The sequence below is a fragment of the Amylibacter sp. SFDW26 genome, from assembly GCF_009184395.1.
GTDB lineage: Bacteria > Pseudomonadota > Alphaproteobacteria > Rhodobacterales > Rhodobacteraceae > Amylibacter.
Genome location: NZ_WEIC01000002.1, coordinates 106,947 through 132,176, shown reverse-complemented (window position 1 = coordinate 132,176; position 25,230 = coordinate 106,947). Strand labels below are relative to the sequence as shown.

25 protein-coding genes are annotated in these 25,230 nt (G+C 47.2%); 10 read left to right on the top strand and 15 right to left on the bottom strand.

The window, feature by feature from the left end; translation table 11 throughout:
* Nucleotides 1–61 precede the first annotated feature (61 nt).
* The 6 genes from F9L33_RS06880 to rnr are packed head-to-tail and all read left to right on the top strand — an operon-like array spanning nucleotide 62 to nucleotide 7,651.
* Nucleotides 62–2,509: an FAD-dependent oxidoreductase gene (locus F9L33_RS06880; protein WP_152142034.1), complete on the top strand. Its 2,448-nt coding sequence runs from the start codon at nucleotides 62–64 to the stop codon at nucleotides 2,507–2,509.
* Between the two features lie 21 nt (nucleotides 2,510–2,530).
* Nucleotides 2,531–3,193: an RluA family pseudouridine synthase gene (locus tag F9L33_RS06875; RefSeq protein ID WP_152142033.1), complete on the top strand. Its 663-nt coding sequence runs from the start codon at nucleotides 2,531–2,533 to the stop codon at nucleotides 3,191–3,193.
* A 53-nt stretch (nucleotides 3,194–3,246) separates the two neighbouring features.
* On the top strand, nucleotides 3,247–4,389 hold the full coding sequence (dapE, locus tag F9L33_RS06870; protein ID WP_152142032.1) for a succinyl-diaminopimelate desuccinylase: 1,143 nt from the start codon (nucleotides 3,247–3,249) through the stop codon (nucleotides 4,387–4,389).
* Nucleotides 4,386–4,808: a GNAT family N-acetyltransferase gene (locus tag F9L33_RS06865; protein WP_152142031.1), complete on the top strand. Its 423-nt coding sequence runs from the start codon at nucleotides 4,386–4,388 to the stop codon at nucleotides 4,806–4,808. Before dapE ends, F9L33_RS06865 begins: the two co-directional genes overlap by 4 nt.
* The gene (locus F9L33_RS06860; RefSeq protein WP_152142505.1) at nucleotides 4,805–5,401 is read left to right on the top strand and encodes a TIGR04282 family arsenosugar biosynthesis glycosyltransferase; all 597 of its coding nucleotides are present in this window, start codon (nucleotides 4,805–4,807) and stop codon (nucleotides 5,399–5,401) included. Before F9L33_RS06865 ends, F9L33_RS06860 begins: the two co-directional genes overlap by 4 nt.
* 12 nt (nucleotides 5,402–5,413) lie before the next feature.
* Complete coding sequence (gene rnr, locus F9L33_RS06855; protein WP_152142030.1) at nucleotides 5,414–7,651, top strand: ribonuclease R; 2,238 nt, start codon at nucleotides 5,414–5,416, stop codon at nucleotides 7,649–7,651.
* On the opposite strand, the gene F9L33_RS06850 is transcribed toward rnr, so the two are convergent.
* Together F9L33_RS06850 and F9L33_RS06845 are read right to left on the bottom strand one after the other, a co-directional pair.
* Nucleotides 7,648–8,043 (bottom strand): DUF1801 domain-containing protein, encoded by a 396-nt coding sequence (locus tag F9L33_RS06850; RefSeq protein ID WP_152142029.1) that lies wholly within the window; start codon nucleotides 8,041–8,043, stop codon nucleotides 7,648–7,650. The genes rnr and F9L33_RS06850 overlap by 4 nt on opposite strands.
* Nucleotides 8,040–8,741 (bottom strand): glutathione S-transferase family protein, encoded by a 702-nt coding sequence (locus F9L33_RS06845; protein ID WP_152142028.1) that lies wholly within the window; start codon nucleotides 8,739–8,741, stop codon nucleotides 8,040–8,042. The genes F9L33_RS06850 and F9L33_RS06845 overlap by 4 nt, the downstream gene beginning before the upstream one ends.
* An 85-nt stretch (nucleotides 8,742–8,826) precedes the next feature.
* Here F9L33_RS06845 and F9L33_RS06840 point away from each other — a divergent pair, with 85 nt between their 5' ends.
* Entirely contained in the window at nucleotides 8,827–9,516 is a 690-nt protein-coding gene (locus tag F9L33_RS06840; protein ID WP_152142027.1) for a YafY family protein, read from the top strand.
* A 120-nt stretch (nucleotides 9,517–9,636) separates the two neighbouring features.
* Nucleotides 9,637–10,842: a lytic murein transglycosylase gene (locus F9L33_RS06835; RefSeq protein WP_152142026.1), complete on the top strand. Its 1,206-nt coding sequence runs from the start codon at nucleotides 9,637–9,639 to the stop codon at nucleotides 10,840–10,842.
* Here the strand turns inward: F9L33_RS06835 and zapE are convergent.
* On the bottom strand, nucleotides 10,839–11,915 hold the full coding sequence (gene zapE / locus F9L33_RS06830) for a cell division protein ZapE (protein WP_152142025.1): 1,077 nt from the start codon (nucleotides 11,913–11,915) through the stop codon (nucleotides 10,839–10,841). The genes F9L33_RS06835 and zapE overlap by 4 nt on opposite strands.
* Before the next feature lie 80 nt (nucleotides 11,916–11,995).
* Here zapE and F9L33_RS06825 point away from each other — a divergent pair, with 80 nt between their 5' ends.
* On the top strand, nucleotides 11,996–13,252 hold the full coding sequence (locus F9L33_RS06825) for an MFS transporter (RefSeq protein WP_152142024.1): 1,257 nt from the start codon (nucleotides 11,996–11,998) through the stop codon (nucleotides 13,250–13,252).
* Here the strand turns inward: F9L33_RS06825 and F9L33_RS06820 are convergent.
* The 10 genes from F9L33_RS06820 to dapA form a co-directional block, all read right to left on the bottom strand.
* A complete protein-coding gene (locus tag F9L33_RS06820; protein ID WP_152142023.1) occupies nucleotides 13,233–13,985 on the bottom strand; it encodes a TSUP family transporter in 753 nt (250 codons plus the stop codon). The two genes, F9L33_RS06825 and F9L33_RS06820, sit on opposite strands and share 20 nt — an antisense overlap.
* Nucleotides 13,986–14,025: 40 nt before the next feature.
* On the bottom strand, nucleotides 14,026–14,934 hold the full coding sequence (locus tag F9L33_RS06815; RefSeq protein WP_152142022.1) for a rhodanese-related sulfurtransferase: 909 nt from the start codon (nucleotides 14,932–14,934) through the stop codon (nucleotides 14,026–14,028).
* Nucleotides 14,935–14,977: 43 nt separating this feature from the next.
* A complete protein-coding gene (locus F9L33_RS06810; protein ID WP_152142021.1) occupies nucleotides 14,978–15,811 on the bottom strand; it encodes a hypothetical protein in 834 nt (277 codons plus the stop codon).
* 60 nt (nucleotides 15,812–15,871) lie between these two features.
* Nucleotides 15,872–16,288, bottom strand: coding sequence for an alternative ribosome rescue aminoacyl-tRNA hydrolase ArfB (arfB, locus tag F9L33_RS06805; protein WP_152142020.1), 417 nt, complete (start codon nucleotides 16,286–16,288; stop codon nucleotides 15,872–15,874).
* A 1-nt stretch (nucleotide 16,289) separates the two neighbouring features.
* On the bottom strand, nucleotides 16,290–17,294 hold the full coding sequence (locus F9L33_RS06800) for a LacI family DNA-binding transcriptional regulator (protein WP_152142019.1): 1,005 nt from the start codon (nucleotides 17,292–17,294) through the stop codon (nucleotides 16,290–16,292).
* A 356-nt stretch (nucleotides 17,295–17,650) separates the two neighbouring features.
* Nucleotides 17,651–18,832 carry an amino acid aminotransferase gene (locus tag F9L33_RS06795; protein ID WP_152142018.1) on the bottom strand — a complete coding sequence of 394 codons (1,182 nt, stop codon included), beginning with the start codon at nucleotides 18,830–18,832 and terminating at the stop codon, nucleotides 17,651–17,653.
* An 18-nt stretch (nucleotides 18,833–18,850) separates the two neighbouring features.
* A complete protein-coding gene (gene sseA / locus F9L33_RS06790) occupies nucleotides 18,851–19,702 on the bottom strand; it encodes a 3-mercaptopyruvate sulfurtransferase (RefSeq protein ID WP_152142017.1) in 852 nt (283 codons plus the stop codon).
* Nucleotides 19,703–19,823: 121 nt separating this feature from the next.
* Nucleotides 19,824–20,081: a hypothetical protein gene (locus F9L33_RS06785; protein WP_152142016.1), complete on the bottom strand. Its 258-nt coding sequence runs from the start codon at nucleotides 20,079–20,081 to the stop codon at nucleotides 19,824–19,826.
* A 103-nt stretch (nucleotides 20,082–20,184) separates the two neighbouring features.
* Nucleotides 20,185–20,667: an SsrA-binding protein SmpB gene (smpB, locus tag F9L33_RS06780; RefSeq protein ID WP_152142015.1), complete on the bottom strand. Its 483-nt coding sequence runs from the start codon at nucleotides 20,665–20,667 to the stop codon at nucleotides 20,185–20,187.
* A 4-nt stretch (nucleotides 20,668–20,671) separates the two neighbouring features.
* On the bottom strand, nucleotides 20,672–21,544 hold the full coding sequence (gene dapA, locus F9L33_RS06775) for a 4-hydroxy-tetrahydrodipicolinate synthase (RefSeq protein WP_152142014.1): 873 nt from the start codon (nucleotides 21,542–21,544) through the stop codon (nucleotides 20,672–20,674).
* Nucleotides 21,545–21,695: 151 nt separating this feature from the next.
* Between dapA and F9L33_RS06770 the strand changes: the two genes are divergently transcribed.
* On the top strand, nucleotides 21,696–23,648 hold the full coding sequence (locus F9L33_RS06770) for a lytic transglycosylase domain-containing protein (RefSeq protein ID WP_152142013.1): 1,953 nt from the start codon (nucleotides 21,696–21,698) through the stop codon (nucleotides 23,646–23,648).
* On the opposite strand, the gene F9L33_RS06765 is transcribed toward F9L33_RS06770, so the two are convergent.
* On the bottom strand, nucleotides 23,634–24,515 hold the full coding sequence (locus F9L33_RS06765) for a DMT family transporter (protein ID WP_152142012.1): 882 nt from the start codon (nucleotides 24,513–24,515) through the stop codon (nucleotides 23,634–23,636). The genes F9L33_RS06770 and F9L33_RS06765 overlap by 15 nt on opposite strands.
* A 12-nt stretch (nucleotides 24,516–24,527) precedes the next feature.
* Nucleotides 24,528–25,202 (bottom strand): tRNA (5-methylaminomethyl-2-thiouridine)(34)-methyltransferase MnmD, encoded by a 675-nt coding sequence (gene mnmD, locus F9L33_RS06760; protein ID WP_152142011.1) that lies wholly within the window; start codon nucleotides 25,200–25,202, stop codon nucleotides 24,528–24,530.
* Nucleotides 25,203–25,230: the final 28 nt, after the last annotated feature.

The window sequence follows — 25,230 nt, the reverse complement described above, 5'->3', positions numbered from 1 at the left end:
CGACAGGAATTACGCCTGTCAAAGTAGAATAAACTGTAAAATTTCCGAAGGATTCGCAAAGATGTCAGATCTTCCTAAAAAAGCCCGCGTTGTCATCATTGGTGGTGGCGTTATCGGCTGTTCCGTTGCTTATCACCTGACCAAGCTTGGTTGGGAAGATGTGGTGTTGTTAGAGCGTAAACAGTTGACCTCTGGTACAACATGGCATGCTGCTGGTTTGATCGCGCAATTGCGCGCGACAAAAAACATGACGAAGTTGGCGAAATATAGCCAAGAACTTTATGGTACTTTGGAAGAAGAAACAGGCGTTGCAACTGGCTTTAAACGTTGTGGTTCGATCACTGTTGCGCTGACAGACGAGCGTAAAGAAGAGATTTACCGTCAGGCTGCTATGGCACGTGCATTCGGTGTTGAAGTCGAAGAGATTTCAAACGAACGTGTGCAAGAGCTGTATCCACACATCAACCTAGAAGGCGTAAAAGCTGCCGTTTACCTGCCATTGGATGGCCAAGGCGACCCAGCAAACATCGCATTGGCATTGGCCAAAGGCGCACGTCAGCGCGGTGCATTGATCAAAGAACGCATCAAAGTGGATGGCATCGTTAAAGACGGTAAAACAGTAACAGGTGTTGATTGGACAGCAGAAGACGGTTCAACAGGCCACATCGAATGCGACATGGTCGTAAACTGTGGCGGTATGTGGGGCCGTGAAGTTGGCAAAATGGCTGACGTAAGTGTACCACTTCAAGCATGTGAACACTTCTATATCGTGACAGAAAACATCGATGGCATGGAACAGCTTCCTGTTCTACGTGTGCCTGATGAATACGCATACTACAAAGAAGACGCTGGTAAGATTTTGCTGGGTGCATTTGAACCAGTTGCAAAACCTTGGGCGGTTGACGGCATTCCGGACAACTTTGAATTTGATCAGTTGCCAGAAGATTTCGACCACTTCGAACCTATTCTTGAGATGGCATGTGACCGTGTTCCATTGTTGGCAGAAGCTGGCATTCACACATTCTTTAACGGCCCTGAAAGCTTTACACCTGATGACGCATACCACCTTGGTCTTGCGCCAGAGTTAGACAACTTCTGGGTGGCAGCAGGCTTTAACTCAATCGGCATCCAATCTGCGGGCGGCGCTGGTAGTGCATTGGCTGAATGGATGGACACTGGTGAAAAGCCATTCGATTTGGGTGATGTTGACATCGCACGTATGCAACCGTTCCAAAGCAACAAACAGTATCTTGCAGAGCGTTCAACAGAAACTCTGGGTCTGCTTTACAAAGATCACTTCCCATTTAAGCAAAAAGAAACTGCGCGTGGCATTCGCCGCTCACCAGTTCACCACGAAATGATCGCCAATGGCGCGGTTATGGGTGAATTTGCAGGTTGGGAACGTGCAAACTGGATTGCTAATGAAGGTCAAAAAGCGGAATACGAATATTCATGGAAGCGTCAAAACTTCTTTGACAACGTTGCCGCAGAACACAAAGCGGTTCGCGAAAACGTTGGCATGTATGACATGTCTTCATTCGGTAAAATCCGTGTTGAAGGTCCACAAGCAACTGAGTTCTTGAATTACGTTGCAGGTGGTCAGTACGACGTACCAGTCGGTAAAATCGTTTACTCTCAATTCCTAAACTCTCGTGGTGGAATCGAGGCTGATGTAACAATCACACGTATCACTGAAACAGCTTACTTGGTGGTGACACCAGCAGCGACACGCCAAGCGGATCAAGTTTGGATGGAACGTCACAAAGGCGATTTCAACGTGATGATCACAGACGTTACAAACGGCGAAGCTGTTTTGGCTGTTATGGGTCCAAACTCTCGTAAGTTGTTGGAAATGGTTTCATCTGGTGATTTTTCAAACGAGAACAATCCATTCGGTACAGCCCAAGAAGTTGAGCTTGGCATGGGTCTGGCACGTGTGCACCGCGTGACATACGTAGGTGAGCTTGGCTGGGAGGTTTATGCCTCTTCTGACATGGCGGGTCATGTGTTCGACACATTGCATAATGCAGGTAAAGAGCTTGATCTGAAATTATGCGGTATGCACATGATGGACAGCCTGCGTATCGAAAAAGGCTACCGTCACTTTGGTCACGACATCACATGTGAAGATCACGTGATTGACGCAGGTATCGGCTTTGCTGTGAAAGTGGACAAGCCAGACTTTATCGGTCGTGAAGCTGTGATCGCACGCAAAGAAAGCGGCCCACACAACCGTATGCTTCAGTTCAAACTGACTGACCCAGAGCCACTATTGTACCACGCTGAGCCAATCTTGCGTGATGGCGAAGTTGTCAGCTATCTGACATCAGGTAACTATGGTCACACATTGGGCGGTGCTGTTGGTTTGGGTTATGTTCCAAGCGAAGGCGAAAAATTGGCGGATGTTTTGGCATCCACTTATGAAATCGACGTTGCTGGTACAAAGGTCAAAGCAGAAGTTTCCATGAAACCAATGTACGATCCAACATCTGAGCGTGTTAAAGTTTAATTAATCGTGTAAAGGGCGGGTATGACTGCAAACCCGCCCTTTATATACGACCCACCTTTGGATGATCTGGATGTTTTGCACATCGATGATCAAATCCTAGCGGTCAACAAACCCTCTGGTTTACTCTCTGTCCCTGGCAAAGCTTTAGAACACCGCGATTGTTTGGAAACGCGTGTGAAAGCGGCCTATCCCGATGCGCTTTTGGTGCATCGTTTGGATATGGACACCTCTGGTGTGATGATCTTTGGGCGCACACCTCATGCTCAAAAGCACATTGGCGGTCAATTCGCGAAGCGGTATTTGAAAAAGACTTATATCGCTCGTGTGGATGGTGTGATTGCCGAGGATACGGGAACTGTTGACCTGCCACTGATTGTTGATTGGCCAAATCGTCCGTTGCAAAAGGTTTGCAATGAGACGGGAAAACCATCCATTACGCACTGGACAGTGCTAGAACGTGAAACAGATGCAACACGCATAGAGTTGAAGCCTGAAACGGGGCGCAGCCATCAATTGCGTGTGCACATGCTGAAGATTGGTCATACGATTTTGGGTGACAGGTTTTACGGAACCGATGCCGTGATCGCAAAAGCGGAACGCTTACAACTTCATGCTTATGATCTAAGCCTGCGTCATCCTGATGGTGGTGAATGGCTTACCATCACAGCACCTTGCCCATTCTAAGTCTTGCCGCATACCTTTGAAAAAGTTATCTGGGGATAAGCAAAGGAAAAACCATGACTAGTGATCCCGTCGCATTAACAGCCGACCTTATCCGCTGCCCTTCTGTAACACCCGAAGAGGGTGGTGCATTGGTGCTGCTTGAAAAACTTTTATCAGAGGCTGGCTTTACCTGCACACGCGTGGATCGCAACGGTATTTCCAACCTGTTTGCCCGCTGGGGTGCAGGGGCGAATGGGCGTACATTTGGCTTTAACGGTCACACGGATGTGGTGCCTTTGGGTGACCGCGCTGCTTGGACGGTTGATCCGTTTGGGGCTGAGATCAAAGATGGTTTCATGTATGGGCGCGGTGCCACGGATATGAAATCTGGTGTTGCAGCATTTGCGGCAGCTGCGATTGATTTTGTGACAGATACACCGCCCGATGGTTCAGTCGTCATGGCAATCACGGGCGATGAAGAAGGTGTTGCAACCGACGGAACGGTTGCGTTGCTCGATTGGATGGATGCCAATAACGAACGTATCGATCATTGTTTGGTGGGTGAACCAACATGTCCTAACAATATGGGCGAGATGATGAAAATCGGGCGTCGTGGATCGATGACAGCTTATTTCACATGCAAAGGTGTGCAGGGGCATTCGGCCTATCCGCACCGCGCTAAAAACCCGATCCCTGCAATGGCGCAACTGATGGCGAGATTAGCCGCGCATGAGTTGGATCAGGGCACAGATCATTTTGATGCCTCCACTTTAGCGGTGACAACAATTGATACAGGCAATCCTGCGAATAATGTGATCCCTGCAGAAACGAAATCTACGGTGAACATCCGTTTCAATGATGTGCATACCTCTGATAAAATTACTGAATGGTTGCGTGCCGAAGCGGATAAGGTTGCGGCAAGCACAGGTATAGAAATTGATATGCGTGTTCAGGTGTCTGGCGAGAGTTTCGTCACACCACCCGGTGAGCTATCTGCTTTGATCGCGAAAGCTGTGAAAGCGGAAACAGGCATTACACCAGAAGCGTCCACATCAGGCGGCACATCTGATGCACGCTTTGTGAAAAGTCACTGTCCTGTTGTTGAATTTGGCCTTGTGGGAAAAACAATGCACCAGGTGGATGAGCGTGTTGAGGTTGTTCAAATTGAACAGCTGAAATCCATATATACAAAAATCTTGCAGGACTATTTTGCATGACGCTTGAGGTTTTCGTAACGGATGATATCGCAGCATGTCGCGCCTTGCGTCGTAGGGTCTTTATCGAGGAACAAAATGTTTCTGAGGACGAAGAACTAGATGATTTGGATAGTGAAGCTATCCATATTCTTGCAACTGTGGATAAACGGCCTGTTGGTAGCGCGCGGATCATATTGGTTGATACGGTCGGAAAGATAGGTCGCGTTTGCGTTTTAAAAGACCAACGCGGTACAGGTCTGGGCGCGAAGTTGATTCAAAAATGCCTAGACGTTTTGCGTGAACAACCCAATATAAAAACCGCAAAACTTGGTTCACAAACTCATGCTATTGGATTCTATGAACGATTAGGGTTCACCGCTTATGGCGCTGAATATGATGATGCGGGTATTCCACATAAAGACATGACATGCCCTTTATAAAACCAACGCTTTTTATCATGGTCAAGGAACCCCATCCGGGCCGCGTGAAAACACGGCTTGGGCGTGATCTGGGTCTGACATCAGCCGCATGGTGGTTTCGCCATCAAACGCGTAAATTGATCCGTGCAGTGGGTTATGATCCAAGGTGGCAAACGGTACTGGCGGTTTCGCCAGATATTGAAGGATTGAAAAGTCGTATATGGCCTGCTGATTTACCACGCTGGGCACAAGGTCAGGGCGATTTGGGTGACCGAATGGGGCGGATATTTTGTGAAGGGCCACTAGGGTCGATTGTGATCGTTGGCGCGGATATTCCCAATATAACGCCACACCTGATCAACAAAGCGTTCCGTGCCTTGGGCAACCATGATGCTGTTTTCGGTCCAGCTCCTGATGGGGGTTATTGGTTGATTGGGTTGAAAAACGGCGTGAATGCTGTGCCATCTAAGATGTTTGAAAATGTGCGCTGGTCAACTGAACATGCTTTATCAGACACAATTGCCACCCTTGGCGATATGCGTGTTGCAATGATTGATACCTTGCAAGATGTGGACACCATTCGCGATTTAGATGGTATAAACCAGCAATCGTGATATGGGTGGGGCATGAAAAAAATGCCCAGTAAAGAAGATATCCTGCAATGGATTCAGGATCATCCAGACAAAACCTCAAAACGCGATATTGGTAAGGCCTTTGGCATCAAAGGCGCTGCCCGTATTGACTTAAAACGCATCTTAAAAGAACTGACTGCTGAAGGTCATCTGACCAAAACGCGCAAGACTTATGACGCGGCTGGGGCATTACCGCCTGTGTCGGTTTTGCGGATGTTATCGCCCGACAAAGATGGTGATCTATGGGCTGCTCCTATGGAATGGAACAGCGATGATCCAGAACCCAAGATTTATTTTGTCGCGAAAAAAGGTGACCCAGCATTGAAAGAAGGTGACCGTGTTTTATGTCGCCTAACTCCGTCCCCTGATCCTGACATTGATTATGATGCCCGCCTTATCCGCCGCCTTGCAGGTGGGCCGCAAAAGATTATTGGCCTTTACCGATTGGGATCTGAAGGTGGGCGTATTGTGCCCGTGGATAAGAAATCGACCAGCGAATGGACTGTCAGCAAAGAGAACTCTGCCAATGCCAAAGATGGTGAATTGGTCGAGGCGGAACAAACAGGGCCAAAGTCGCGTATGGGATTGCCAAGTGCGCGGATTACAGATGTATTGGGCGATCCGATGGCACCAAAAGCGGTGTCGCTGATTGCCATCCACCAACACGGCATCCCAGATGATTTTCCCGATGCGGTGATTGCCGAGGCAGAAGCAGCAGAGCCTGTTGAACTGAGGCAACGCAAAGACCTGCGCGATTTGCCATTATTCACAATCGATCCATCTGATGCCCGTGACCACGATGATGCGATTTGCGCACTCCCTGATGATGACCCAAAGAATGCAGGTGGGCATATTGTTTGGGTCGCTATCGCTGATGTGGCGCATTATGTGCAGGGTGGATCACAGTTGGATAAAGAGGCGCGTAAGCGTGGTAATTCCAGTTATTTCCCAGACCGTGTTGTGCCGATGTTGCCTGATGCGTTGTCGGGTGATTTGTGTTCGTTGCACGAAGGTGTAGACCGCGCATGTATGGCCGTTCGTATCGTTCTGGATTCCAAAGGGCAAAAGCTGGGGCATGAATTTTTCCGTGGTTTGATGCGGTCACCTGCATCCTTGTCCTATGAACAAGCGCAAGCAGCTTCACAGGGTGATTATGATGAAGCAACTAAACTGCTGGCAAAGGCGATTGACGATTTGTTTGCGGCCTATGCTTCAGCAACGAAGGCTCGTAATTTACGACAACCATTGAACCTTGATCTGCCAGAACGTCAGATTGTTTTGTCGGATGAGGGCAAAGTGATGTCCGTGGCATTTAAAGAACGTTTTGATGCACATAAATTGGTTGAAGAGTTTATGGTCACTGCGAATGTTTGTGCCGCAGAAACGCTTGAAGCGAAAAAACAACCGCTGATTTACCGCGTCCACGAAGAGCCAACGCCAGAAAAGCTGGAAACACTCCGCGAAGTGGCGGATTCCGCTGGATTACAGCTTGCTAAAGGGCAGGGTGTTAAGACGCAACATTTGAACAAATTGCTGGATGGTGCAGCTGGTTCAGAGGATGCAGAGGTCATCAACATGACCGTTCTGCGATCGATGAAGCAGGCGTATTATGCGCCTGATAATTTGGGTCACTTTGGTTTGAATCTGCGCCGTTATGCCCATTTCACATCCCCCATCCGCCGCTATGCGGATTTGATCGTGCACCGTGCATTGATCACCGCGCATGGTTGGGGCGATGATGGTTTAACGGCTGATGATGTCGAAGAATTGGCACAAACAGGCGAATGGATTTCTGAAACAGAACGTCGCTCTATGTTGGCAGAACGTGATACGACAGATCGATATTTGGCAGCGTTCCTGTCTGAACGCGTTGGTAATGAATTCGAAGGACGTGTATCTGGCATCGCCAAATTTGGCCTGTTCGTGAAACTGCTGGAAACAGGTGCAGATGGGATTATTCCTCTGGCACATTTGGGGCGTGAATATTGGCGATATAACGAGCGTGATGGCACGCTGAAGGGCGATGAAAGCAATCGGATCATTGCGGTTGGTATGCCTTGTAAGGTATCACTCGTGGATGCCACGGCTGTAACAGGTGGGCTGACATTAGAAATGCTGGAACTTGACGGAAAACCGATGCCCAAGGGTACGGGCGGTAAGAAGTTTTCGCGCAGCCGTAAACCAGCGGCCAAAGGTAAAAGCCGTAAACGAGTGTTAAAACGCAGACGCTAAGGTTTCATTTTATATGTAAGTGCGTGTTTGATGAGTAATTTAAGTTGCTTTGCATCTATTTCGTCAATGCCGTCAAAAATGACGGCGCGATTGCCATCAAATTTATATTCATTCCCAAAAGTCAGTGCGAACTGCGAAATTATTGTGCTTTGGCAATGAGCATAAAGTGCAAAGGCACCAGATTTAGGAACCCCTATACGCAATGTAGAGCCTTTAGGGGTAATATATGATGGCTGTCCCCACCGCAGGCATTCTGTCAACGGTGGGGTTTCGGGCAACTCATGTGCTGTTTGATAAATCAGATCACGTAACATCAGGGCACCCTTTTGGGATGCTGCGGGCAATTTATCATATGCAGCTTGCACCATTGGGTTAGTGATTGGCGGTATCATTTCGGGTAAAACGTATCCTTACCACGTGCGATATAGGCCATCAGATTTGGACGCGATTGAACGACTGTTGTGATCGGGGTTTCAGATGGAAATGCTGCTGCCGCTGCTAAAAATGGAACGGCTGTATAATCTGCGCCACTTGGCGTATCGCCAAATAAAAACGGCTTATCCCCCAAAATGGTTTCAACCGCAGCAATGTCTTTTTCAACACGCGTTGCTTGTTCTGTTGGTGAATGGCGCCCCATGCCTTGACCCGTAATCTGTGCAACAGCCCCTTTGCGGATTTGATTGGTGATAAACCCACCGATGACGGGTGGCATATCGTTGAAGTAAATACTTTTGGTCAGTGCCCAATTCCCATCATCTTGCCAACGATCAGAATAGATCGCGAAATACAGATGCTCTTCCAGCATGCGAATTATGCTGCGGGAAACAGCACGCTGTTCATCCGAAAGTCCTTTGTCATAATCAACATCAAACGCGCTTTCCAAATAATCGCGAATTTGATCGCTGTCTGGAATAACATTTGCGCCATGCTCTAGAACGGGCAATTTCTGTTTGGGGGCTTTGCGCGGATCAGGAGTGACAATCACCTCGTAAGGTTGGCCCGAGTTTTCCACCAAGCATAAAGCCTTAACAGCAAAAGGACTGCCAGACGGTTCGTTAAAGCCTTCGGGGAAGATGGTAAGTTTTAACATTATAACCTCATTGAAAATAATAATAACGGTTGTCTAACAAAGAATACTGACAAAAACTGTCAGTAGAGATATTTATACATTTGATATGGCTAAAAGTGACCGATTACTGGAACTCATGCAACTGCTGCGCACATTGCCGTCCCCTGTGACGGCAACGCAATTGGCGCAGGAATTAGGTGCGTCTGAACGAACGATTTATCGTTACATTGATAATTTGCGTGCTGCGGGCGCTGTGATTGATGGTGCCGCTGGGTATGGATTTACAGTTGTTGAAGATGCTGCCATGCCACCAATGATGTTCAATCAGGATGAGATCGAAGCATTGGTTTTGGGATTACGCGAAGTCCAGCAAGTTGCTGATCCTGTGTTGGCAGATGCTGCCCGAAACGTGTTGTCCAAAGTGAATGCATCTTTGCCAAAAGATATGCAACGACAGCTACAAAGCGCAGTTTTATACGCAAAGAAGTTCCGTAAACTGCATCCGATCAAAATTGATATTGCCGCTCTACGCAAAGCCACACGCGATGAGCAAGTTTTGGATATGCTTTATTCGGATCAGAAAGAAGCAGTCACAACGCGTACGATTTGGCCGCTATCAATTGTATTCATGGATGAAAGCTTGGTTCTGTTGGCCTATTGTCAGTTACGCAAAGATTACAGAATGTTTCGTGTGGACCGTATCAAAGAACTGCATTTCACCGATACATCGTTCAAACCAAGGCGCGTTGGCATGCTGCGCGAATGCCTAGAGCAGATACAGTCAGAAAATTGTTAAAACATAAGCGGCTCTCCGCATAGTGATTGAAAAACTCTGCTTTTAAGCTTGGACTTTGAAAATGTTGCGCTACACTCAGAGGAAATAATAATAAATTCATCTCGAGCAGGGGATATACATATGAAACTATTATCAGCAGCCCTTATTCTGGCTTTAAGCTTTGGTGGGATGCAAACAGCCCATGCCCAAACCGAAGCGGGCTTTCAGGCCTGGGTCAAACAATTTCGCAGCACAGCATTGAAAAACGGTGTTTCTGCACGTGTTTATGATCGCGCATTTCGCGGTGTAAAATTGAATGAACGTGTGGTGCGTCTGGATCGTAAACAGGCAGAATTTTCACGTGAAATTTGGGATTACCTAGATACGGCAACATCGCCAAAACGCGTGAAAAACGGACGTGCCGCGCTGAAAAAACATGGCAATGTTTTGCGTCAGATCGAACGTAAATACGGTGTTGATAAAGAGGTAGTTTTGGCCGTTTGGGGCATGGAAACTGGTTATGGTGCCAATATGGGCAACATTAATATTGTCGAAGCTTTGGCAACATTGGCTTATGATGGTCGTCGCGAAAAATTTGGCCGTCAGCAACTTTTACAGGCTTTGAAAATCATTCAAAATGGCGACATTACACCAAACCGAATGAACGGTTCATGGGCGGGGGCAATGGGGCATACGCAGTTTATTCCAACCAGTTACGAAGCCTTTGCCCAAGATTTTGATGGCGATGGCAAACGCAATGTTTGGGATGAAAACGACCCATCCGATGCGTTGGCATCGACAGCAAACTATTTCAAACGTTCTGGTTGGGTGCAAAACCAACCTTGGGGCATTGAAGTAAAACTGCCCAAGGATTTCTATCACGGTAATGCAAGTCTAAAGGTAAAAGCCACGCCTGCGCGTTGGACTGAATTGGGTGTGCGTACGATCAATGGTAACAAAATTCCGAACCACGGCAAAGGATCGGTATTTCTTCCTGCGGGGTCTGATGGACCTGCATTTATCGTGTTTAAGAACTTTGGTGTGATCAAGCGTTATAACAACGCCAATTCTTATGCGATGGGCGTTGGTCATCTGGCGGGTAAAATCAAAGGGCAAGGTGAGTTCGTCAAAGAATGGCCACGTGGTCCTGGTGCATTGAAACTGGCAGAAAAGCTGGCTGTGCAAGAATTGTTGAATAGTGCTGGATACGATGTGGGTGAGCCTGATGGCATCATCGGTCCAAAGACGTTGGATGCTGTGAATGCAATCCAAGCATCTTGGGGGCAACAGCCTAACAGCAAAGCGGATCAAGTATTCTTGAAAGAATTGCGCAAGCGCGTGCGCTAAGCGTTTGCCCAATCCGCAGATTGCATTTCGCGTAAACGGCTGGCGGTACGTTCGAATTCAAATGCACCCGTGCCATCAACATACAGGTTTTCTGGGTCAGCATCGGCGGAGATAATTAGTTTTGTTCCGCCCTCATAAAGAGCATCTATTAATGTCACAAAACGTTTGGCTTCGTTGCTGTTATCTCTGCTTAATTTTGGAACGTCTGTGATGATGATTACGCGTACACTTTTTGCGATTTCTAAATAATCCCCTGGACCTAATGGGATTGCGCAAAGGTCTTTGAAGGATGCTTTGCCAACGCCGCTACTAAATTCAGGAACGATCACATCGCGCCCCTTGCGTTTGATGACCAAAGCATCGGATGTACCATCAGACAAGTCCTGCCATAAATGATCTATTGCGAATTTACTGGCCTCGTCTAACGGATAAAAATACAGTTGTTGATCTGTTAAACGATCTTGGCGATGGTCTGTTTGACTATCCAAGCAGTATACATTCAAACGCTCAGAAATTATCTGGATAAAGGGCAAAAACAAAGAGCGGTTTAAACCGTTTTTATAAAGTTCATTTGGATGGCGGTTCGATGTAGTTACAATCACAACACCCGCTGCAAATAAGGCCTCGAACAATCGCCCGACAATCATAGCATCGGTAATGTCGGTGATTTGCATTTCGTCAAAACACAGTAAATCTGTTTCATTTATGATTTTTTGCGCTACGGGTTTTAACGCATCTTCTACGCCTGTTTTGCGTACTTCATGCATATGTTCATGAACTTCTTGCATGAATGCATGAAAATGCACGCGCCTTTTTGCAGTCGTTGGAGATAAGTCATAAAACATATCCATCAACATTGATTTACCGCGCCCAACGCCACCATAGATATATTGCCCTTTAGGCGCACGGCGGTTTCCAGCAAAAAAAGAGGTTAAAAACCCCATCTTTGGAGGCCTGTAAGATGCTAAACTCTTATGAAGCTCATCCAATAATTCTAACGCCCCACGTTGATTAGGATCGTATGTAAGTTCGCCATCAGCAACACGGCGTTCATATTCTGTGATAGGTGACATCACTATTATTCGTCTTCCATACAGATATTCTCTTTGACGAGACATAGCAATTTAAGCAGTATCCGACAACGGAGAATACGATGACCCAGTCAAAAACACCATTATTCACGCCCGTCCTGATTGCCAGTTCTTTGATCTTGATGATATGCTTTGCTATTCGGGCGAGTTTTGGTGTTTTCCAAATCCCGATTGCAGAAGAATTTGGATGGTTAAGATCAGAGTTTTCATTAGCAATCGCAATCCAAAACCTTGCATGGGGTATTGGCCAGCCAATTTTTGGTGCCTTTGCCGAAAAATTCGGTGACCGCAAAGCGATCATATTAGGTGCTGCTGTTTATGCATTGGGGTTGATCCTATCCAGTTTTGCTACAACGACAGGTGAACATCAGTTTTATGAGGTTCTTGTTGGGTTTGGTATTGCGGGTACTGGCTTTGGCGTGATCCTTGCCATAGTCGGACGCGCGGCGTCTGATGAAAACAGGTCAATGGCATTGGGTGTTGCCACAGCATTTGGATCTGCTGGCCAAATTGTTGGGCCTCCGATTGCAGAGCTTTTATTGGGATATATGAACTGGAGTTGGGTGTTTATTATATTCGCCGCAGCAATCCTTGCCTCGCTCATGTTATTGCCTTTCCTGCGTTCCCCAGTTTCGCAAAGCAAAGCAGAGTTGGATGAAACGCTGAGTGAAATCTTAGCAAAAGCGTTCAAAGACCCATCATTCACATTGATCTTTCTTGGTTTCTTTTCCTGTGGGTTCCAGCTGGCATTCATCACGGCGCATTTTCCTGCCTTCGTGACTGAAATGTGCGGCCCAATTGCCCAAGATGGTTTGTTGGCCAGCATGGGTGTGAAAACCACATCTGCATTGGGGGCTATGTCCATCGCTGTGATCGGTGCCGCTAATATCGCGGGTACAATCTTGGCGGGTAAACTTGGACACAGCTACAGTAAAAAATACCTTCTTGCAGGTATTTATACACTGCGAACAATCATTGGCGCATTGTTCATCATGTTCCCCATGACGCCGTTTACAGTTCTATTATTTGCATCCTCAATGGGTTTTTTATGGCTGGCATCTGTACCCTTAACATCAGGGCTCGTCGGATACATTTACGGATTGCGCTATATGGGCACGCTTTACGGCATCGTGTTCTTTAGCCACCAGTTAGGGTCATTTCTTGGCGTTTGGCTAGGTGGTCGCTTGTATGACATATACGGCAGCTACACGACTGTTTGGTGGGTTGGTGTAGGCGTTGGTGCATTCTCTGCCATCGTGCATTTGCCGATTTGGGAAAAGCCATTAAAAGAGCGCGAGGCTATTGCACCAGCAGTTTAATTGCTAAAGCGATACACATTACAACCAACAAGGGGCGGATCAGTTTGGCGCCATTATTAATCGCAAGTTTTGCACCGATATTGGCACCCAGAACTTGCCCAAAGGCCATCGCCAGACCAATGGGCCATATGACAGCGCCAGCGATTGCAAAACTAACAGCACCGCCTACGTTGGAAGCAAAGTTCATAAATTTTGTCCGCGCAGTTGCCTTTAAAATTCCAAAACCCCCCAAAGACACCAATGCGAGCATATAGAAACTGCCAGCGCCTGGGCCAAAGATGCCGTCATAAAACCCAACCATTGGTAAAACCATAAAGCCCATCAAAAAGGGTGACACATAGGATTTTCGATCTTCATCGGACAGGTTTTTCTGGAATAAGAAGTAAATTGCGATTGCGATTAATACGATGGGCATCATCATCCGCAGAAATTCCGTTGGCAGTCGTGTTGCCAAAATTGCGCCAATAACAGATCCAATGAAACACGCGATAGCATAGGGGAACTCTGTTTTTAAGTCTAACAGACCTTTACGCGCAAACGTCAGTGTTGCTGATCCAGTCCCGAACAATCCTTGGATTTTGTTGGTTGCCAAAGCTTCCAACGGTGGAATGCCTGCTAACAGCAATGCAGGTAAAACTAACAAACCACCCCCGCCAGCGATAGCATCTATAGCGCCAGCGACAAAAGCCACTGCTATCAGGGCCGCGTATATCCAGAGTGATGGGTCTTCCATGCATCCCGACTATCAAGCATTCGGGGGCACGTCTAACGGTTTATGATCCGATATGTTTTGTGCCGCGTTCTTCGGCCAAACGGATTTGCTTTTGACGTTCGCGAAAGCTTTCTTTGCGCTCTTCGGAATGGTCATTGATGCATTGGTGACAAGTCACGCCATGCTCAAATTCGGGACGGTCAAAATCTTCGGGCGCCAATGGCATACGGCACGCAAAGCACAGCTCATATCTGCCTTCTTCCAGCCCGTGTTTCACAGAAACGCGGCTGTCGAAGACAAAGCATTCGCCATCCCATGTACTGTCTTCTTGTGGTACTTCTTCTAGGTATTTCAGAATACCACCTTTTAAATGGTACACATCCTCAACGCCTTCGTTCATCAAGAAGTTCGTGGATTTTTCACAGCGAATGCCACCAGTACAAAACATCGCGATGCGTTTGTTGTGGAATCGTTCTTTGTTCTTCGCCCACCACGCTGGGAATTCACCGAATGATTTTGTTTTCGGATCAATTGCACCTTTGAATGTGCCGATATCAACCTCGTAATCATTACGCGTGTCGATGACCACAACATCATCCTGTTCGATCAGGTCGTTCCAGTCCTCGGCGTTTACATAATTCCCAACATGTGCTGTTGGGTCGACAGACGGTTGACCTAATGTCACGATCTCTTTTTTTAGTTTCACCTTCATGCGCAAAAATGGCATGTGGCTTGCGAAACTTTCTTTGTGCTCAAAATCAGCACAACCTGGCAAGGCGCGGATTGCAGCTAATGCTGCATCGATGCCGTTGCGTGTGCCTGCAATTGTTCCATTGATGCCTTCAAAGGCCAGCAAAAGTGATCCTTTGACGCCGTGTTCATCACAGACAGCCTGAAGCGGAGCTTGAAGAGACTTGTGGTCCTTAAACTTCGTAAAGTGATATAGCGCTGCAACAACAAATTTAGACATGCGCGACCCTATACGCCTGCAAACCAGAGTCGTCCAGAGGGTGTTAAAAGGATTTATACCAACCACCCGATACAACAACACCACTTTGGGTGGTGCCACGCGTCCAACGACGATCAAATGCGTATTTGGCCCCCGCAGAAATTTCCCCACCTTTGATAGATTTACGCAATTTAAATCCCAACCCAAAAATCGCTTTGCTATTTGCCGCTAATTTATAGCTATCTTTGGCAAGGATTAGATCGACAAAAGGTACATATTGCAGCTTTGAGTTTGGGCGTACAAATGCTGTTGCCAGTTCACCACCCGTAATAAATGCCAGATTGCGATTGCCATCAGCTAAGCTTTCAGGAAATGTAAGAACACCCCAAGTTTTTGCCCATGAATTTTGCCGAAACCAGCCTTTGTGATCGCGGGGGCGATTGCGCCAGATATTATCGTAATAGAAATAGGATAGCTTTCCGCGCAAACCAGTTTGAGTTTGTTGTGTCGTATAGCGATTATCTATGTCGTATTGCAGATCTAATGAAACGTTAAACGTTTTACTTAACTTGCGATTATACGAGAGGCCAATAGATATTTTTGCACGATTGTTGAAACTGAATTCTTGACTGTCACCGCTGTAAAACCCACGCAAGAAAAAAGACACTTTGGTCCTGTCCGTTTTCCAGACGGGCAAGGCAACTTTGATGAATGTTTCAAAGTAAATATTATTGTCGTCATTGGGCTGTAATGAATAGGGAAACCGCAACGTGCCTGCGGTTATATAAGATAACTTTGGTAGCTTTTTGACTTCTGATGCAAAGCTTTGGTGTGGAATAGTTAAGCCGATAATGATCACCATAAAATGGAAGAATGATAACAGTGATCTGAAAAACATATCTAAAAGGTCCTATTTAACCTTCAGAATGAGAAAAGAAAATGAATAACCTGTTAAGGTTTACTCGGAAATTTTGCCGCGCAATGATTTGATTTGAGAGCGTTGTTTTTTACCCTCAAGCCTACGACGTTTAGATGCGAGTGTGGGGCGCGTCTTAACACGGTATTTGGGGCGTTCTGTTGCTTTCAGGATCAAAGCTACCAATTTTTCCATCGCCAATTCGCGGTTCATAGCTTGCGAACGATGCTTTTCAGCCGTGATAATCAATGCACCATCCTTGGTCCATTTTCGTCCCGCTAAAGTTCGTAAGCGGTTCTTTACATAGGGTGGTAAGTTCGGGGAACGTGCAGCTTCGAACCGCAACTCTACAGCCGTAGAAACTTTATTCACATTCTGACCACCTGGGCCTGATGAACGATGGAAACTTTCGGTGATTTCCCAGTCTTCCAATGCGATACTGTCGGAAATTTTTATCATATCACAACGTATCGCCGATATGGATGACAGGATCAAAACTGATTTTTTCCCCTGTGCGTGTTTTTTCAGAGTTTTTTGCTGCAACAATCATCTTTGCCGCCGCTTCACCGATTTCTTTGCGGAATGCATATGTTGTAGCTGTCAAAGCTGGCAACCCTTCGCGAATGTCCAAGCCGTTAAAACCCGCTAGCCCCAGTTGGTTGGGTACGGAAATGTCGTTTTGCAAACAATGCATCAAACCGCCAGAGGCCATCATATCACCTGAATAATAGATGCAGTCCAAATCTGGGCTGCGATCCAACAGCATCTTGGTAATATCTTTCCCGATGATCAGGGAGGATGATCCTGTGTAAAACTCACGGTCAATGATGGATAGGTTTGCTTCGGATAAAGCCCGTTCAAAACCACGCAACCGTTTTGTGGCACGGTAATCTGTTTCGGTTTTTGTACCGATGAACCCGATCTTTTTATATCCACGTTCCACAAACATCTGCCCCATCTCGTATCCTGCTTTTTCGTGCGAGATACCGATGTTCATATCAACGGGATCACCATCCGTATCCATGATCTCGGCAATTGGAATGCCAGCGTTTTGCAACATACGACGAGCGGTTTCTGTGTGCTCTAATCCAGCCAGAATAACACCACTTGGCTGCCATGATAGCATTTGGCGAATAACCGTCTCTTCAGTGTCTAAGTCATAACCAGTCACACCAAAAACAGGCTGTAATTGCGTTTCTTTTAAAACGTTGATGATGCCTGTTAAAACTTCTGAAAAAACCGAACTACTGACCGATGGTACAATCACGCCCACCAAATTCACGCGGTTAGAGGATAAAGACCCTGCAATCTGATTGGGCACATATCCCAAGGTTTTCGCAGCATCGCGGACACGGTCGCATGTATAGGCGGATGCCTCTCCTTTGCCACGTAAAACGCGTGATGCTGTCATTTCACTGACACGGGCAATTTGTGCAACATCTTTAAGTGTTGGGCGACGTGCCATGACTTAGTCCTTATTCCATTAGCAACCGATATAAAGACTAAGTTAGTATTCTTCAATTGAAAGAGCCCGCACCAAGGAATGCGGGCTCGTCTCGAGATTTAGAGGTGGCCAAGCAAGATTAGAAAATCTTGAAGCCAGATGTCTAGTAGAGGGGCTGCCCCCTAGGTCGTCACCTCGCACGTATCCTTCACCAGCTGCTCCTGTTTCCCAATAATCATTGGCACCTCCTTTCGATTGTTTACTTTGACCGGCTGTTGCCGATAAGTGAATCATGCAACGACTTTGCGAAATTTCCAAACGTTTTTTTGTAACAATTGCGCAAAATGTTGAGAAAAGAGTGTGATCAGCCCCTATATTTAGAGAACTGCAGCCACAGCTTTTGCAATAATAGGTACGTTTTTCTGCGTTAAACCAGCGATATTGATGCGGCTGTCGCCCACCATATAAATTGCATTGTCTTCACGCAATTTAATCACTTGTTCTTCGGTCAAACCCAGACGCGAGAACATTCCGCGGTGATCTGCGATGAAACCAAAACGATCAGAACCAGTTTCTGCTTTCAATGCATCAGCCAATTGTTGGCGTAATGCCAACATACCTGTGCGCACTTCTTCCAGCTCTGCGGCCCATTCTGCGCGCAACTCAGGATCGGTTAGAACCATTGTCACAAGACGTGCACCGTGATCTGGTGGAAAGCTAAAGTTTTGACGGTTCATGTGTGACAATGTTTGTTGTGTCACTTTTGCAGTTTCCGCATCCGCAGAAATGGCCATCACGATACCTGTGCGTTCGCGGTAGATACCGAAGTTCTTAGAACAGCTGGCTGCGATCATCATTTCTGGGAATTTAGACGCCAGCAAACGTGTGCCAAATGCATCTTCTTCCAAACCGTTGCCGAACCCTTGGTATGCGATGTCTACGAATGGGATAGCGCCTTTTGCCAAAAGCAATTCAGCAACCTCTTCCCATTGTGTATTGTTGATGTTTGCACCTGTTGGGTTGTGGCAGCAGCCATGTAACAACACGACATCGCCCTCTTTTACACCTTGAAGGCTGGCAAGCATTGCTGGGTAATCCACAGCACAAGCTTCTGCATCAAAGTAATCATAAGAAACTGATTTCATACCCAAGTGGTTCAACATAGATTGGTGGTTGCCCCATGATGGGTTGCTTAACCAAACAGTTGTGTCTGGGTGTGCCGCTTGGATTGTTTCCAAAACATTGTGAATGGCACCTGTGCCACCTGGTGTCGCGCAAAATGAAATGCGGTCACGGTCAACGCTATCAGCCAAAACCATGTCTGCCATAGCTTGGTGAAAGCCAGCGTCACCAGGCAGGCTTGTGTATGTTTTTGTATCTTCTTCATTCCACAATTGCTTTTCAGCACTTTTCACAGCGCGCATAATCGGTGTGTGGCCTTCGGCGTTTTTGTAAACGCCAACACCAAGGTCGATTTTTTCTGCGCGATCGTCTGCACGGAACAGAGTAGACAGCACAAGAATTTTATCAGCTGGACGTGGTTTAAGATTGTTTAACATTGTATTTCCTTTTGGGCCTTAGCCCTGTTCAACGGGATAATCATGAAGCCCACCCCATTCTGACCAAGAGCCATCATAGAGTGCGTTATCTGTGTGTCCGACCATCTGTAAAGCCAGCATGATGACAGAGGCTGTCACGCCTGAGCCACAAGAGGTGATGATCGGTTTGTTTAGGTCGACGCTTTGCGCTTTGAATATCGTGTGCAATTCGTCAATTGATTTCAGTGTGCCATCGTCATTCAAAAGTGACTTAAAAAACACATTGATGGCATTTGGCATATGACCCGAACGCAACCCTGCGCGTGGTTCGGCAACCTCACCTTTGAAACGGGCAGGGGCGCGGGCATCCAAGATTTGTGCACTTAGTGTTTTGCTGGCACTTAAAACTTCTGCGGCTTTGCGCTCCATTGTCGGGGTCGCAGTGGCAGACATATTTGCAGCAGGGGCCGCAACGGTCTGATCTGTTGTCTCGCGTTCTTCGGTTTTCCACTTTTTCAGACCGCCATCTAAAACGGCAATATCCATATGGCCGAAATAACGGAACAGCCACCAAACGCGCGCAGCTGAAAACAGACCTTCGGTATCATAGACAACGATCTGACTGTCATTCGAAATACCCAAAGCTGCAACTTGTTGCGCGAATTGATCCGTTGATGGGATCATGTGTGGCAAGTCAGATGAGGTATCGCTGATCGCATCAATATCGAAAAACTGCGCATCATGAATATGCTCTGCTTGGAACTCTGCAAACGGGTCGCGGTTTTCAGTGGGTAAATGCCAAGAGCCGTCTAACACCCGAATGTTTGGGTCTGACAGGTTCTGCGCCAACCAATCGGTTGTAACTAAAATTTTCGGATCTGAATGAATCATGATCCCAGCCTCTTTGTCGTTCGTCTCCACCTAAACCTGTCGCGAAGGGGATGCAAGTGGACAAAAAGAAACGCGCATGGGATTAGGCATGCGCGTTTAAAATTTCAGGCTATGACAGCCTTTATTTATTCATCATATTTTTAACAGCGCCTACGATTGCCAGCACGACTGCACCACCAACACCACCGCCTGCGATTTGGCCAACGATGCCGTCCATACCACCGCCTGCGACTGCACTTAAAATATTACCACCTACGCCACCACCAACAATGCCAGCTACAGAATTTAATAACACGCCCATATTGAGGTTCTTTAAAGCTGCACCAGCGAGATTGCCGCCAATTGCACCAGAAACGGCTTGTATAATCAAAGCTTCCATTTTTAGTCCCCTTTATATTTTTTTCAGATCACGGGACTGTAATCTGTGGCTTTACCATAGAAAAACCCGCAAATTTTGCAAGAAAACTTGAAAAATGGGATTGTTAGCCGTGATCGCGCATCAAACGGGATTTTTGGCGCTGCCAATCACGTTTCTTTTCCGTATCGCGTTTATCAGCGTTCTTTTTACCCTTAGCGACACCCAGCAAAAGCTTCACACGGCCTTTTTCGTTGAAGTACATCTTCAAGGGCACAAGTGTCATACCTTGGCGCCCGATCGCTTGCCATAACTTCGACAACTCGCGTTTTGACACCAGTAATTTACGACGACGACGTTCTTCGTGTCCAAAGTTGCGGGCTTGAGAATACAATGCAACAGAGCTGTTGATCAGCATCAATTCACCATCTTCAACATCCGCATAGCTTTCCGTGATATTCGCACCACCACCGCGAAGGGATTTCACCTCGGATCCCATCAAAACCATACCGCATTCAATCGTGTCCTCGATGGCATAGTCATACCGAGCCCGCCGATTTTCAGCGATCAGTTTGTTGTTGTCCGTAGGTTTCTTTTTCTTTGCGGCCATAGCCCTAGTTGATCAGCCCTGCATTACGCATGGCTGCATCCATCTTTGCTTTGGTTTCATCTGATAATGTTGTCAGTGGTAAACGCACCTCATCAGATGCACGACCCAATTTGGCAACGCCGTATTTTGCGCCAACCAAACCTGGTTCTGTAAAGATCGCATTGTGCAATGGCATCAGTTTATCTTGCAGTTCCAACGCTTTTGCAAAGTCACCTGCCAATGTGGCTTCTTGCATCTCTGCGCAAAGCTTTGGCGCAACATTTGCTGTTACAGAAATCATGCCAACGCCGCCTTGGGCATTAAATCCATGCGCTGTTGCATCTTCACCAGACAGCTGAACAAAGTCAGCACCACAAGATGCACGTTGATGACAAACACGCGCCAAATCACCTGTTGCGTCTTTCACGCCAACGATGTTTTCCAGTTTAGCCAATTCACCCATTGTCTCTGGCAACATATCGATCACAGAGCGTGACGGGATATTGTAGATAATGATTGGAATGCCAACTTCATTCAAAGCTGTGTAATGCGCAACTAAACCGCGTGCTGTTGGTTTGTTATAATATGGTGTCACAACCAATGCCGCATCGGCGCCTACGTCTTTTGCAAACTGTGCGAATTCTAAGGCTTCAGCTGTGTTGTTTGAACCAGCACCAGCAATCACTGGGATACGGCCATTTACAGCCTCTACCACAGTTTTGATCACTTGCATGTGCTCAGCATGGCTTAAGGTCGGGCTTTCGCCAGTCGTGCCCACGGGTGCCAAACCGTGTGTGCCTTCGTCGATATGCCACTCAACCAATGCCTTCAATGCATCATCGTCCACCTTACCGTTCTTAAACGGTGTGATAAGAGCTGGGAATGAACCTTTAAACATGGGTTTAACCTCCGATAGATGATACATAGTGTGTTGCTTTAACGTCATTTGTGCCATTTGGCACGAACAATCCGACCTTTGCCAAGAAGATCCTAGGAAAACAAGAGGAAGTTGGCTATTTTCTCCACAGAATTCGAATGAAAGCCTGTCTATGTCGTTTTGGATCAGAATAATCACGATTTGTGTGACCTTTTGGGCACCCATTACGGCGTGGTCTAATACCGAAGAGGAAAATGGTGATCTGCTTTCAACGGCTTTTAATGCCGTTAGTAACGAAGATTGGGTAACTGCGGATCATTACGCCGCCCAGATCAATGATTCCGTCGGCTCAGATTTGGTTTTATGGGAACGTTTGCGTCAGGGCGAGGGCAACTGGTCAGAGTATATGGCGTTTCTGGAGGTCAATTCTGATTGGCCTGGTTTGAAACGATTGCGTCGCAAAGGCGAAGCGGCAATTCCACCAAATGCAGATGCTGCAAATGTGCGGGCATATTTTGCGATCCAGATGCCACAAACTGGGGCAGGGTCATTGCGATTGGCTGAAGCGTATTCCGCACAGGGACGTGCATCCGAAGCGCGCACCGAAGCAATCCGCGCATGGACGCAAATGTCGTTAAAGGAACACGAAGAACGCGCACTATATGCAAAATTCAAAGGGGTGTTGTCGCGCTATAATGAACAACGTCTTGATAACCTGTTGTGGCGTGGCCGTACACGCGAAGCAGAGCGGATGTTGGATCGTGTTCCACAAGATCAAATTAAACTGGCAAAGGCGCGGATCAGTTTGCAACGTGCCAGCAAAGCGGTTGATGCGGATATCGAAGCCATTCCAGAACGTTTGATGAATGATCCGGGGCTTTCTTATGATCGCTTTCAATGGCGCGTGAAAAAGGGACGTTGGGATGATGCCCAAGAATTCCTTGCGCGTCATACAGGATCAGTTGCTAAATTGGGTCGCCCTGAAGAATGGGCCAGCCGCCGTCGTGGGTTTGCGCGGCGCGCCATGCGTTCAGGTGATACAGATTTGGCGTATTTCTTGGCCAGTCAACATGAATTGTCCTCTGGATCTAACTTTGCTGATCTTGAATGGCTGTCTGGTTATATTGCGCTAACGAAAATGAAGGCACCGCAACAGGCGTTGATGCATTTTAAAGCCTTTAACTCTGCAGTAAAAAGCCCAATTAGTTTGGGCCGCTCGGGGTATTGGTTGGGCCGAACCTATGAACAGCTTGGCGATTATGAAAAAGCATCTGCCGCCTATACGGAGGGCGCCAAATATCAAACCAGCTTTTACGGTCAGTTGGCTGCGGAAAAACTGGGTCTTGATCCAGATGCATCCTTAACAGGTCTGCAAAATGTACCGGACTGGCGCACGGCTACATTTTTGAGCTCTGCCCCAATCCGTGCTGGTTTGTTGCTACATTACGCTGATGACCAACCGCGTTTGCGATGGTTCTTTTCTCATGTTGCAGAAAGCTTGGACACGGTGGGGTTAAGCCAGTTGGCTGATCTTGCATTAGAGTTGAACCGTCCGAATGTGGCACTTGCTGTTGCGAAAGAGGGGGCAAAACGCGGTATGATTTTGTCTAAAGCGTATTTCCCAGTGACGGATTTGGCGAATTACTCTGTCGACGTGGAGCCAGAAATTGCTATGGCGATTGCGCGCCGTGAAAGTGAGCTGAATGCGACGGCAATAAGCCCAGCAGGTGCACGTGGCTTGATGCAAATTATGCCAGGTACTGCACGAAATGTGGCCGAAGATATTGGTGTGGAATATTCCAAACAAAGGCTGACAACAGATTGGCGGTATAATGCGCAACTTGGAACGGCTTATTTGGGTGGTTTGTTAAAGCTCTTCGAGGGGTCATATATTCTTGCCTTCGCGGGTTACAATGCTGGCCCAAACCGCGCTGAAAAATGGATCGAAGAATACGGCGATCCCCGGGACAGCATAATTGATCAGGTGGATTGGATTGAACATATTCCGTACCGAGAAACGCGAAACTATGTGATGCGCGTTATGGAATCTTTGCATGTATACCGTGCACGTTTGAACGGCGCGACGCCCCCGTTGCAATTAACCCAAGATCTAACGCGCGGCTGATTTTTTGGCCACATGTTCGCGCCAAAGTGTGAACAAACCTGCGGTGATCACAATGCCAGCTCCTATGGCTGTGCCCCAACGCAAAGTTTCATCAAAGACTAACAACCCTAAACCACTGCCAAAAACCAATTGCATGTAGGCAAAGGGTTGTACGGTGCTGGCTTCGGTCACTTCATAACACTTAATCAGGGTGAAGTGGCCCAAGGCGCCTGTGATGCAAAGCGCTATCATCCAAATCCAATCGCTGCCTGACATAGGCTCCCAATAGAAGATCCCGACGCATGTCATGCCAATAGCCCCCACAACACCTGTCCAAAAGAAACTGGTTTCGGCACTGTCCTTACGGGCGGCATAACGCGTTAATAAGCCATAAAGAGCAAACATTAGGGCAGCGATAAGGGGGAAAAGTGCATTGGGGCTAAAGACCCTGAGCCCTGGCTGCAAGATCACCAAGATGCCAATAAAGCCAACCAAGATCGCAGACCACCGCCGCCAACCAACAGTTTCGCCCAAGATAACACCTGATAGGGCTGCAATGATCAAAGGATATGCTGTAAAAATCGCATGAGCTTCGATCAAGCCCAGATAAACAAACCCTAAAACCATCACGCAAATCTCAGTCACTAAGATCAAACCACGTGCAATCTGCAACAAAGGCTGTTGTGTGCGCGCAACTTTACGCACAGATCCCCGTTTGATTTTTGCATATGCAATGACAAATGCGGCAAAGAACCAATAGCGGATCATCACGACCATATAGACGTTATATTCACCTGCTAAATGTCGTGATATACCGTCTTGCATCGCAAATACAAACGTTGTGAATATCATTAAGGTGATACCAAGTTGGCTGTTGTTCTCTGGCATTCCCTGTATCTTTCACAAAGTACCGACGGTCATATGGCGCTTGCGCCCAAACCCTTTGACCTTTGTGACTGTAAAACCTGCACTTGCCAAGCTTTGTCTGACATGTCCCGCAGCCGTGTATGTGGCAAAGGTTCCCTGTGGGGCTGTATGATCCGCGACCGTTTGCATCAAACCCGTTTCCCAAAGCTCTGGGTTTTTCGCAGGGCTAAACCCATCTAAAAACCATGCATCCGCTTTATGATCCCATTTTGCGACTGTTTCACGGGCATCCCCAATAATGATCTTTGCGGATAAATTAGGGGTCTCAATTTGAAATGACCCATTCATCAAATGCGCGATCATATCTTTTGAATACCCACATAATTCTGGCCAGACAGACGTGGCCTTGGCCATGGCGGCTATATCCATCGGGTAAGCTTCGAAACTGGTATAATGCAACCGTCCCTTTTGCTCCGATTGCACCCAAGCGCGCCATGCAGCCAACAGGTTCAAACCGGTTCCAAAACCCAATTCTGCTATATGAAACCCATCCACAAATCGCGCGGGCAAATCATTGCCACCTAGAAATACAAATTCGGTTTCCGCCAACCCATCATCTAGGCTGAAATATGGATCATCGAATTGGGTTGCGATGGGGATCACCCCATCACGCCATTCAAGTTTTGCGGTTTTGCTCTGGTCGCTCATATGGCTTTGGAGTAAAGCAAGCCTGCAT

Coding starts and splice junctions, on each gene's coding strand:
- F9L33_RS06880 (WP_152142034.1), top strand. CDS start 62: ATGTCAGATCTTCCTAAAAAAGCCCGCGTTGTCATCATTGGTGGTGGC.
- F9L33_RS06875 (WP_152142033.1), top strand. CDS start 2,531: ATGACTGCAAACCCGCCCTTTATATACGACCCACCTTTGGATGATCTG.
- dapE (WP_152142032.1), top strand. CDS start 3,247: ATGACTAGTGATCCCGTCGCATTAACAGCCGACCTTATCCGCTGCCCT.
- F9L33_RS06865 (WP_152142031.1), top strand. CDS start 4,386: ATGACGCTTGAGGTTTTCGTAACGGATGATATCGCAGCATGTCGCGCC.
- rnr (WP_152142030.1), top strand. CDS start 5,414: ATGAAAAAAATGCCCAGTAAAGAAGATATCCTGCAATGGATTCAGGAT.
- F9L33_RS06850 (WP_152142029.1), bottom strand. CDS start 8,043: ATGATACCGCCAATCACTAACCCAATGGTGCAAGCTGCATATGATAAA.
- F9L33_RS06845 (WP_152142028.1), bottom strand. CDS start 8,741: ATGTTAAAACTTACCATCTTCCCCGAAGGCTTTAACGAACCGTCTGGC.
- F9L33_RS06840 (WP_152142027.1), top strand. CDS start 8,827: ATGGCTAAAAGTGACCGATTACTGGAACTCATGCAACTGCTGCGCACA.
- F9L33_RS06835 (WP_152142026.1), top strand. CDS start 9,637: ATGAAACTATTATCAGCAGCCCTTATTCTGGCTTTAAGCTTTGGTGGG.
- zapE (WP_152142025.1), bottom strand. CDS start 11,915: ATGTCACCTATCACAGAATATGAACGCCGTGTTGCTGATGGCGAACTT.
- F9L33_RS06825 (WP_152142024.1), top strand. CDS start 11,996: ATGACCCAGTCAAAAACACCATTATTCACGCCCGTCCTGATTGCCAGT.
- F9L33_RS06820 (WP_152142023.1), bottom strand. CDS start 13,985: ATGGAAGACCCATCACTCTGGATATACGCGGCCCTGATAGCAGTGGCT.
- F9L33_RS06815 (WP_152142022.1), bottom strand. CDS start 14,934: ATGTCTAAATTTGTTGTTGCAGCGCTATATCACTTTACGAAGTTTAAG.
- F9L33_RS06810 (WP_152142021.1), bottom strand. CDS start 15,811: ATGTTTTTCAGATCACTGTTATCATTCTTCCATTTTATGGTGATCATT.
- arfB (WP_152142020.1), bottom strand. CDS start 16,288: ATGATAAAAATTTCCGACAGTATCGCATTGGAAGACTGGGAAATCACC.
- F9L33_RS06800 (WP_152142019.1), bottom strand. CDS start 17,294: ATGGCACGTCGCCCAACACTTAAAGATGTTGCACAAATTGCCCGTGTC.
- F9L33_RS06795 (WP_152142018.1), bottom strand. CDS start 18,832: ATGTTAAACAATCTTAAACCACGTCCAGCTGATAAAATTCTTGTGCTG.
- sseA (WP_152142017.1), bottom strand. CDS start 19,702: ATGATTCATTCAGATCCGAAAATTTTAGTTACAACCGATTGGTTGGCG.
- F9L33_RS06785 (WP_152142016.1), bottom strand. CDS start 20,081: ATGGAAGCTTTGATTATACAAGCCGTTTCTGGTGCAATTGGCGGCAAT.
- smpB (WP_152142015.1), bottom strand. CDS start 20,667: ATGGCCGCAAAGAAAAAGAAACCTACGGACAACAACAAACTGATCGCT.
- dapA (WP_152142014.1), bottom strand. CDS start 21,544: ATGTTTAAAGGTTCATTCCCAGCTCTTATCACACCGTTTAAGAACGGT.
- F9L33_RS06770 (WP_152142013.1), top strand. CDS start 21,696: ATGTCGTTTTGGATCAGAATAATCACGATTTGTGTGACCTTTTGGGCA.
- F9L33_RS06765 (WP_152142012.1), bottom strand. CDS start 24,515: ATGCCAGAGAACAACAGCCAACTTGGTATCACCTTAATGATATTCACA.
- mnmD (WP_152142011.1), bottom strand. CDS start 25,202: ATGAGCGACCAGAGCAAAACCGCAAAACTTGAATGGCGTGATGGGGTG.